Source organism: Pseudoalteromonas sp. SG43-6, assembly GCF_014164365.1.
In the GTDB taxonomy this organism is placed as follows: Bacteria; Pseudomonadota; Gammaproteobacteria; order Enterobacterales; family Alteromonadaceae; genus Pseudoalteromonas; species Pseudoalteromonas rhizosphaerae.
This window is the reverse complement of record NZ_JACJEZ010000045.1, coordinates 31,444-41,444: the sequence shown is the minus strand read 5'-3', so window position 1 is coordinate 41,444 and position 10,001 is coordinate 31,444. Positions and strand designations below refer to the sequence as shown.

Genomic DNA, 10,001 nt, shown 5'->3' with positions numbered 1-10,001 from the left:
TTAGCTCTGTTGTTTTTAAGCGATTCATAAGATCACAAAACACCATGAATGTTCCCTCGCTTCCCACATTTTTTAATACTATTAGTTCATTGATATATAAAGGCTAATTCTGGGGATACTTTAGGGGGAATGAGTTAATTCAATTTTCAGCATTTAGAGTGAAAGATAATGTCGAGACCATTCTGTTTTTTATTCAATATGGGCTGCCTTTGGGTTTAATATTATTTCTTTTTTTATTGCATACACTTTGGCTGCAATACAGACTTTTTAGATTAGAGCTTGCAAGCAAACTAATTGCAAAGGGCCAATTATCGGGGCGTGCTGATACTGGACTTTTCGCTATTGGACGTGTAAATGAAACTTTCAACCACATGGCAGAGAAGTTGGAGCGCTTGTTTGCTCAGCAAGGGCATATGATAAGAGCAATTTCTCACGAACTAAAAACCCCTATTTTTCGATTGCAACTGAAGCTTGAGCTGTTAGATAAGTCCTCAAATAATGAAAAGCTTATTTACGAGTTATTTGAGGAATGTGACGAACTGGATACTTTAGTCCATGAAATATTAGAATATAGTAAAGTAGAGCAGTTTTCTTCATCTTTGAATTTTACTGAAATTAATTTGAGCAATTCACTTCAAAACTATGCGAAGTCTATAGAAAAGTACTGTAACCATCCTATTATTTTGGATGTCCAACAATCTATATTTGCGCGAGTAGATAACGCTGGTATCAAAAGAGTTATACATAATTTAGTTGTTAACGCGGATAAGTACGCTGTAGAGCAGATTCATGTGTCACTACTTAGGCAAGGTAGACGTTTGCTGTTGACAGTTGAGGATGATGGAATAGGAATTGCCAAGGGCAAACGAGAGTTAGTTTTTCAACCCTTTTATACCGTTGATGAAAGTAGGACAGGTAAGCGCCATGGTGTGGGTCTAGGGCTTGCAATCGTAAAAGAAATTTTGTCTAGCCATGATGCGAATGTAAAAATAAGTAAAAGCCAGTTTGGTGGCGCTTGTTTGACTATTGATTTGTCTAGTTGTTTTGTCGAATAGGCATTACGAAACTCTGACATTAAAGTGACAAACCGAGAGTGCTTTGAATATTAGAATAACTTCTTATTTCAATTTATAGGAAGTTGTAATGATCAAATGTATTGCTAAATTAGTCGTCACCATATTTTGTATCAGCTTACTTGGATGTAACTCTGATAGTGATCAAAGTGACATTATCAAAGAGCAGCGAAATGAGCTTTGGTATTCGGATATTTATGGTGAAATAAAACAGATCAGCGGTGATTCCGTTGTTACTTGGCAGGTAACAGGAGCTTTCTGTTATCCAATAATTACTTTAGACCCCTTGCCACTTTTTGATTCTTTTAGCCAAAAGTATAAAGACCAACTTATTTATGAACGACCGTATGATAGTGGTCCTGCTTCATATAGATCTATACAAAACATTGAAGATGTTTGCACTGACGGCATACTAGATACAATCGCCGGTAACAGCTATGAATTTGATGCCGAAGTTATTTTTCAGTTGTTTTGGCTAGATATGCAAAATCACTACGCCTTTTTTAAGGAGCGTAACATTGATTGGGAGCATATCTATGAAATGTACGCCCCGAAATTAAATGAAAATGATGAAGAGCAACTCATTAATATAATTAGTGAAATACTAGAAATTTTGAGTGATGGTCATACTCGCTTGTATTATAACTTAGACGAAGAGCCAATCAGCTTTGAAGCTAAGCTAACACTTGCAAAACGACTGGAACAAGAAGCGCAGGATTTAGAGCTAAAAGGCGAACCTGCTGAGAATTATATTATCGAGCAAACTGTACTTGTTAGAGAAAATATTACGCAGTACCTAAATAAAGCAACCCAGCCAGCGTTTATTGCACGTAATACACTGAACTCATTTAGCCCAAACTGGGGGATCATTGATGTTGAAGGTATTCAAGTTGGATATCTATCACTTCCTCACTTTGTAAACTTTATTGAAACAGACAGCCTCGATCGCCAAAATATCAGTTATGCGAACGAAGCATTTAATAACTTGCTCGATGAGGTTTTTATTGCATTGGATGGTACGCAAAAATTGATAATTGATATTCGTGATAATGAAGGCGGCTATGATATTCAAGCCTTGGAATTAATCAAAAGGTTTATATCTGGTAATACCTTAGTTTGGGATATTAGTACTTTTTATGCTGGTAGCCTTCATGAACTAGTTACTGTTTATGCGGAACCTGATAGCAGACCATACTATCAAAATGATATCTACTTACTAACGTCAAATGGTACTTTCAGTGCAGGCGAGAGTTTTGCGCTTGCTATGTCAACGCTTCCTAAGGTTACTTTGGTTGGAGAACCCACTGCAGGGGCCACATCAGATACCTTCCCTCGTATGTTACCTAATGGTTGGGCCTATGAACTTAGTAATGAATACTATAAAAATGGTGAGGGGCTAAATGCTGAAGTGCTCGGTGTGCCTGTTGATATTGAGGTTGACCCTTATGATAAATTCGCAAGAGGCGAGAAAAAGGACCTTACGATAGAGAAAATAATTACGCTGCTAACTGAAGACTAAACATAATATGGCACTCGTCTTTATTTGAGGTCTGTCTGTATAGTGGCTTTTATGTTAGATAATCACTTGTATTTATTTAGTAAATCTCGTTTTAAGAGTTTCCGGTTGATGATGAGCCCGTAGCTTATACGTTTAATATAGGGGAGTTAAACGAATATCAATAAAATTGATGGCTTCTGAGTGATTATAATAAACCTTTCGAAGTCATTACCATATTTGCTGTCTTAGATAACTGTTGACTAAATAGATAAAAATTACAAACAAGTGAAACATCATAAGTGTTTTGTTATTTTTAGGAAGCAATTGTGATGCGCTAAAAATTATAAATATTTATTCCGACTTAGGTAGCTAAAAATGCGATGGTTTTATTCATTATAATGTTCGTTAACATTTAAACATCGCTCTCAGCCTTGTGTTTATAAGGATCTTGAACAACACTTTAGCTATTAGTACAAACAGCGTAACAGCCATGGTGACTCAATTTAAAAATGCTCAAGTGCGGATGTTCAGTTTTTATGTAATTGCTTTTATGCTTTTACTAACGGTATTTAATCTTTTTCTAGGGGAAATATTGCATCAAAAAGTACACATCACTGGGAGCCAATTAGCTAAACAGATCTACAACTTAAAATTGCAACCAATTGCAGATAAAGAGATCATTGCCGCACTTGCTGAAAGTCATGGTTTTATGCTTGAATCAGGCAGTGATTCGTTTCATTATTCTGCTTTTATGGCCCAAAAGAGTGATATCTTTAAATATAAAACGGTTAGTTTAAAGCTTTATCATTTGCCTTTTTGGGTTGTTGAAAGTCCGCTATTTATTTTATTAAACCTAGTGATGATTGGCGCTGCTATTTGGAGTTATCGCTGGTGGCGTCTGCTATTTAAACAGCGCGATGGCGTAGATTCAATCGCATTATTAACTGGTGGTAAAGTATCAAGCAGCCAACAAGCGCCTAAAGATGTGGTTAAATTAGCACTAAATGATATTGCTATTAATAGTACAAAAGTACTGACAGCCAAGCGAAAATTAAGTTCCGCAGACGATGTTGCAATTACCGCAATGTACGGTATCCAAAATAATCATAACCACCTTTTTGCTTTACTTTATTGGACACAGCCATTTCCAGATAACGTTGATTTAGAAAGCCACTTTAAACTTATTGTGAGCAAAGGCTTTAAAGAGTTATCTCGGGTATCAGTTAAGTTGTTATCTTCAGGTGGGCTGGCAATTACCTTGGAGAATATACCTCAACCTGATATCGATGCTTACACTAAGCGCTTGCATCAAATTATTTATCAGGCTTCTTTGCTTTATCGCGGTGATTTATCTCGCAAAGAAATTAAAATAGGCGTATGTAATTACCGCGATGGTGCCGATCAAACTGTGGTTTATCAGCTAACTAAATCAGCACTCGCATTAGCAAAACAAAGCCCATGGCAGCATACTCATCGGGTACCGTTTAACCATACGCGTTCAACGGTGCTGGCAAATAGCGATGAGAACTTAGCTGATTACATTGGCAAAAAGAAATTTATGTTGTTTTTTCAGCCGTTATTTGAGTTCGCCAGTGGTGATATTTTACAGCATGAAGCTTTGATCCGGGTTCGTCATAAGTCTTTAGGGATGCTTTCTGCTAAGCAATTTATTCCTCAACTAAAAAATGATTCAGCGATTGTTTTATTGGATAAAACAGTATTGGATCAAGTTGTTAAGTTATTAGAAGGTGAAACAAGTGCGTTAACCGTGAGTATTAACTTACACGCATTTAATTGGTTTTCTGATGACTATTGGCGCTGGTTTGGACAGAGAATGAAAAATGTAAAAGGTGCTGATAAACTACAGTTTGAGATATCGGAGGTGGATTTTTATCAACATCAACAGCGATTGAATTTTGCTTTTAGTACAATTAAATCAGTGGGGAGCTCAGTATCAATTGATAATGTTTCATCGCACGATAAAATCGCTTTATTAGCGCCTTACAAAGGGATCAAAGGACTCAAGCTTAGCTATGATTTAATCCACGACATTGATAAAAATGTAACGCAGCAAAAAGTGGTGCGCCAAATTGTAGCCAGTGCAGAGCGAGTGAACTTACCCGTATACGGTGTTGGCGTGGAAACCCAGCAAGAACTCAATATGCTTAAAAAGCAGGGCGTGCTTGGCGCACAAGGGTTTTACTTTACCGAACCTTTGCAAGAGTTTACTAATGTCACGGTAAATTGATTTTTAGCTCATTAAGTGCATGAACTCAAGTTATTAAGCCACGATAACGCAGCCCGTTTAATCCTTGCAGGCCACCGGTATGAATGGCAATGATGTTACTGCCTTTAGGAAAATAATCCTGAGCGATTAACTGCCATAAAGCGTGCATCATTTTTCCTGAGTAAATCGGCTCGAGCGGGAGTTGATGTTGGCTTTGCATCTGCAGGCAAAATTGCCAAAGTTCAGGGCTAAACTTGCCATAGCCACCGCCATGAAACTGGGTGAGTAATTGCCAGTTTTGCTGTTGTGCTGCTACCGGGCTGAGCGATTTTATTTCATCGATTAAATACTCAGCTTGCTTTAATACCGCGACTCCTAAAACCTGTGTGCTGTTATCGCAGCCTTCAATTAACCCTGCCAGTGTGCCTCCGCTCCCCGTTGGACAGATAACATAGTCGGCGACGGGTAATGACTGCGCAAGCTCTTTACAACCAAGTAGAGCGGCTGTGTTTGTACCGCCTTCTGGCAATAGGTAGGCATTAGGAAAGCGAGTTTGTAATTGCGCTAAATAATCAGCATTGTGTCGCTCACGATACTCTAAGCGGGTAACTGGGTGCAGTTGCATACCGCATTGTTTGGCGAATTGTAAGGTCGGGTTTTGCTGATCAAGTTCAGGGCCGCGAATAATGCCATGGGTTGTTAAGTTAAAATGCTTTCCTGCGGCAGCACAGGCATGGATATGATTTGAAAAAGCGCCACCAAACGTTACTAACTCCTGTTTATTTTGTGCTTGCATCTCAATTAAGTTGTACTTGAGTTTTCGCCATTTATTACCGCTAATGAGCGGGTGTAGCAGATCATCACGTTTAATGCATAATGAAATATTTCTTTTTTTTAACTTGGTACTATCTATTTGTTGTATCGGGCTATTTTCATCAATAGTGAAAGAGTTATGCATTCAAGTTCCTTTTTTCTTATGTGAAAACTTGCGGGCTAGTAAAAATATACGATACTTAAAAAATCAATAGCCAACATAAGTAGCTATATGAAAAAGAAGATTTTTTCATTATTTCCTTGGTTGCAACAAGGGTTAGATTCGAATTGTGTAATAGGGATAGCTACATATGCAAAAACAGTGAATGCTGTAAGCTTAAAACGCTTGCAGGGGCACTGGCAAATCGATAAAACCCACAGTGTTGTAGTGACAGAACCTCGGGATTATACAAAAGCAATTGTAACTTGTACAAATGAAGTTAGTAAGCTGCGTTGTGCGATTAATTTAGTGATACCTCACCACTATTATCAAATTGTGCAAATGGAAAAACCTAACCTGACAGATGACGAAATTGTGCAGTCGTTACCATGGACTACGAAAGACCTTGTCAACGTTGCGCCAGAGAATATCATCGCAGACTTTATTGATTATCCCATCTCATTACCAATGCAAGCGAATAAAATGAATGTGTTTATTACTGATAAAACACAGATTCAGCCGTTCATTAATAGCTTTGCAGATACCAACGCAATTTTACGCTCAATGACGTCAGAAGAAATGGTATTACTCACTTTATTTGGTAAAGATAAAGATGCGCATATGTTGGTGGTGCAGCATGTTGAACATGAGCCGAGAATATTGATTATTTGTGACGGTAAGCTTGTATTGGCAAGGCGGCTAAATGGCTTTGTAGGCATTACAGAAAAAGATCAAAATAGTGCGTTCATTGACGCTTTAGGTTTAGAGGTACAACGGTCGATGGATTTTTTTGAAAGTCAGCTTAAGCAGCCCCCTATACGCAGTATTCAGCTGCAATGCGACGATTTATCTTCTTTAACACTCAGAGCTGAGCTTGCAGAGCTATTACAAGTTAAGGTTGTTGATTTTCAACCTAACCTTGCCTTATCAGAGGGTTTAGATAGTCAGTACTTCTATGCCCTAGCTGCAGCTATATCTATGGCTGAAAGTAAAGAGCCGCGCAATGAAGAATAGAATTAATTTTTACCAAAAATCACTACGTCCTCGTCGTGACTTAATGCCATTGCAAAGTTTATTAGCTCTGTGGGGCATAGCGTTATTTGTTATTGCCATAAGTTGGGGTGGGTTTGCGTTATCAGTTCACTTTAACCAAATAGAGGCGCAACAAACTGAATTAACATTAAATGAAATGAGCACCCAGTTACAAGCTGTGAAAGCTAAATTAGATGAGAAACAAAATAAAGATCAGTTTGTTAAGCAGTTAAAAAAGATGGAACAAGAAATTGCCCACAAACAACAAGTGTTTGGTTACTTGGAGGCTGCACAAACTTTATCGAGTATGGACTATAGCCAAGTGATGCTTGATTTAGCGCGTTACCATGTGGCAAGTATTTGGTTAACCCAAGTAACGTTTTCTGAGCAAACAGTGACTTTAAAAGGGCAAGCAAGTCAATCGGCTCAGTTACCTATTTGGTTGAGTAGTTTAAAACAATCAAGATACTTTGCAGGTAAAGAGTTTTCGGTTTTAGAGTTTGAAGATAAAAACGGCTTAAGTGAATTTAATGTAGCTACAGAGGTTGCAGCTAAGGAGGACAGCCATGAAAACTGAAAAATCCTCTCGTAGTTGGCCTATTTGGGTGAAGTATCAAGCGCGTTTTGCTGCACTGCAAATAAGAGAAAAATTGGCTATTTTATTTGCTGGGTTATTTATTATTTTATATTTAGGCTATCTATTTATTGTCGAGCCGACGCAAATTCAAGCAAATAAACAGCACCAAGCTAACACTCAAGCACAACAAAAAATAACTCAAAATAGAACACAATTAGCGATGTTAGAGCAAGCTCTAAGTAATGATTACACAAAAGAATTACGCTCTCAAATAGAACGGGCAAAGAGTGAATTGACTATTGCTGATGAAAAATTGAGCCAATTTAGCAAAGGCTTTGTCAGCGCTGAACGGGTTCCTAATATGTTGCAGCAGCTATTAAAAGAAAGTACCGAGGTTAAGGTTGTTAGTTTTAAAGTGTTAGAGCCTAAAGCTGTCGATGTTACTAAGGTTGGTGCAAACGAAGCTAAAACACTGTTTTTTGAACATCAAATGGTGCTCACATTACAGGGACAGTATTTTAACTTGCAACAATATTTAGCATCGCTAAAACAAAGTAAAGAAAAACTCTTAATCCAGCGTTTTGACTATCAAGTAGAGGATTACCCTCGGGCGCAATTAATCATACATATAGCAACGGTGAGCGCGAATGAAAAATTTATTGCTCTTTAGTGTGCTTGGGTTATTTGTTTGCTCAGCAGACGTGGTTGCGCAGCAGTTGGCCGATCCAACTAAGCCACAAAATTTGCTCGCTACTAGCGTAGTTAAAAATCAGCAAAGTAGCCTCAAGCTGCAATCAATAATTAAAAGGTCAGGCCGCTATAAAGCGATTATTTCAGGACAGATTTATACCGTAGGCGATCAAATAAATGACTATAAAGTGCTAACCATAAGCTCTAAGCAAGTTGTGTTAGCGAATGACAATAAGCAAATAAAATTAGATTTATATGATTATGAAATTAAAAATTAAATTACCTAGTCAGCTGACTATTTTATTGCTGTTACCTATCTACCTTGGTGGTTGCCATAGTTTTGCTCCAGGTAAAGAAATAAAGCCCCATATTGAGCAAGAGCTCACAGCTCAGCCTGAGCAGCAAACTACAGTAGCTCTGTTGACAGTGCCCGATGAAGTTACGCAAAGCTTATTATCGTCATTTGATAGCGAGCAAAGCCTTAATACAGAGTTGGCAGTTAAGCGTTTTGAAGTGGCTGCAAATGAAGTAGAAGTGCGCGCTTTCTTTGCTGGTTTAACTGACGATACGCCATATAGCGTTGCTATACACCCAGAGGTAGCTGGCACCATTAGTCTCACATTAAAAAATGTTACCTTTGATGAGGTAATAAATGTAATTAAACGTATGTACCCGCTTGATATTGTTCACGAAGGACGAGTTGTACAGGTGCTACCTGCAAAAATGCGCACTGAAACAATACCTGTTAACTATTTAATGATGAAACGTAGTGGTCAGTCTACGGTAAGTGTTGTTGCTGGTGGTGTGAGCCAAATGGCTGATAATAATAATTCTAATCAAAGCAATAGTTCGAATAACTATAACAATAATAATCAACAAGATAGTGAGTTTGGTAATAATCAAAATATTGAACTTAACGGTTCGCGTATTCAAACCACTAACAGTAATGACTTTTGGAAAGATCTAGAGCTGGCTTTAAAATCCTTGATTGGCACCGGTGATGGGCGCTATGTTATCGCCAGCCCACAAGCCAGCTTAGTAACGGTTAATGCATTACCGAGTGAAATAATGCAGCTAAAGGACTTTTTGCGGCAAACCCAAGAAAACTTACAGCGACAAGTGATTTTAGAAGCCAAAATAGTCGAAGTCACGCTTAAAGATGAATACCAGCAAGGTGTTAATTGGAACGAAATTGCGGGTTCAATTGGCAGTACAAGTCTGTCGTTCGCGACCACTGCAGCAGGGCAAATTAGTAATAGTATTACGGCCGCTCTAGGTGGTGTATCAAACTTAGTTATTAATAACGCAGACTTTACTGGGGTGATTAGCTTATTAGAAACTCAGGGCGATGTACAGATGCTTTCAAACCCCCGAGTGACTGCGACTAATAACCAAAAAGCGGTCATTAAAGTAGGTCAAGATGAGTATTTTGTTACGAATGTTTCAAGTACCACTGTAACAGGGAATGCCACCACAACAACCCCAGAAATTGACCTAACTCCTTTCTTTTCAGGGATTGCCCTCGATGTAACCCCACAAATAGACAAATACGGCTCAGTGATCTTACATGTTCACCCCTCCGTCACTCAAACTGAAGAGCAACAAAAGGTCATTACCCTTAATAATGATGAGTTTATTTTACCGTTAGCACAAAGCAACATTAGGGAATCAGACACGGTAATTCGTGCGCAAAGCGGTGAAATTGTTGTGATTGGTGGCTTAATGCAAACGATAACCACCGATGAAGAGTCTAAAACACCGGTATTAGGTGATATCCCCTTATTTGGTAATTTATTTAAAAGTATTAGTAAACGCCAAGAAAAGAAAGAGCTCGTTATATTGCTAAAGCCAACAGTTGTAATGCCAGATACGTGGAAAAAACAGCAAACACGCAGCCGCCAACTACTTAATACTTGGTATGAGAACTAGCT

The 10,001-nt window shown here is 38.3% G+C and carries 9 protein-coding genes; 8 read left to right on the top strand and 1 reads right to left on the bottom strand.

Annotated elements, in window-relative coordinates:
• The first annotated feature begins 158 nt into the window (after positions 1-158).
• From H5201_RS17265 to H5201_RS17255, 3 genes are all read left to right on the top strand, one after another.
• A complete protein-coding gene (locus tag H5201_RS17265) occupies positions 159-1,055 on the top strand; it encodes an ATP-binding protein (RefSeq protein ID WP_182785123.1) in 897 nt (298 codons plus the stop codon).
• 88 nt (positions 1,056-1,143) lie between these two features.
• Positions 1,144-2,592 carry a S41 family peptidase gene (locus tag H5201_RS17260; protein WP_182785122.1) on the top strand — a complete coding sequence of 483 codons (1,449 nt, stop codon included), beginning with the start codon at positions 1,144-1,146 and terminating at the stop codon, positions 2,590-2,592.
• Positions 2,593-3,163: 571 nt separating this feature from the next.
• Positions 3,164-4,819 carry an EAL domain-containing protein gene (locus H5201_RS17255; RefSeq protein ID WP_182767497.1) on the top strand — a complete coding sequence of 552 codons (1,656 nt, stop codon included), beginning with the start codon at positions 3,164-3,166 and terminating at the stop codon, positions 4,817-4,819.
• A 25-nt stretch (positions 4,820-4,844) separates the two neighbouring features.
• Here the strand turns inward: H5201_RS17255 and H5201_RS17250 are convergent, their stop codons facing one another.
• The gene (locus H5201_RS17250; protein WP_182717708.1) at positions 4,845-5,756 is read right to left on the bottom strand and encodes a 1-aminocyclopropane-1-carboxylate deaminase/D-cysteine desulfhydrase; all 912 of its coding nucleotides are present in this window, start codon (positions 5,754-5,756) and stop codon (positions 4,845-4,847) included.
• Between the two features lie 87 nt (positions 5,757-5,843).
• On the opposite strand from H5201_RS17250, the gene H5201_RS17245 reads away from it, so the two are divergent.
• The 5 genes from H5201_RS17245 to mshL are packed head-to-tail and all read left to right on the top strand — an operon-like array spanning position 5,844 to position 9,999.
• Positions 5,844-6,785 (top strand): MSHA biogenesis protein MshI, encoded by a 942-nt coding sequence (locus H5201_RS17245; protein WP_182740304.1) that lies wholly within the window; start codon positions 5,844-5,846, stop codon positions 6,783-6,785.
• Positions 6,775-7,380 (top strand): PilN domain-containing protein, encoded by a 606-nt coding sequence (locus H5201_RS17240; protein ID WP_182717710.1) that lies wholly within the window; start codon positions 6,775-6,777, stop codon positions 7,378-7,380. Before H5201_RS17245 ends, H5201_RS17240 begins: the two co-directional genes overlap by 11 nt.
• Entirely contained in the window at positions 7,370-8,050 is a 681-nt protein-coding gene (gene gspM / locus H5201_RS17235) for a type II secretion system protein GspM (RefSeq protein ID WP_182717711.1), read from the top strand. The genes H5201_RS17240 and gspM overlap by 11 nt, the downstream gene beginning before the upstream one ends.
• Positions 8,028-8,348, top strand: coding sequence for an agglutinin biogenesis protein MshK (locus tag H5201_RS17230; RefSeq protein WP_182717712.1), 321 nt, complete (start codon positions 8,028-8,030; stop codon positions 8,346-8,348). Before gspM ends, H5201_RS17230 begins: the two co-directional genes overlap by 23 nt.
• Positions 8,332-9,999: a pilus (MSHA type) biogenesis protein MshL gene (gene mshL, locus H5201_RS17225; RefSeq protein ID WP_182785121.1), complete on the top strand. Its 1,668-nt coding sequence runs from the start codon at positions 8,332-8,334 to the stop codon at positions 9,997-9,999. Before H5201_RS17230 ends, mshL begins: the two co-directional genes overlap by 17 nt.
• The last annotated feature ends 2 nt before the right edge of the window (positions 10,000-10,001 follow it).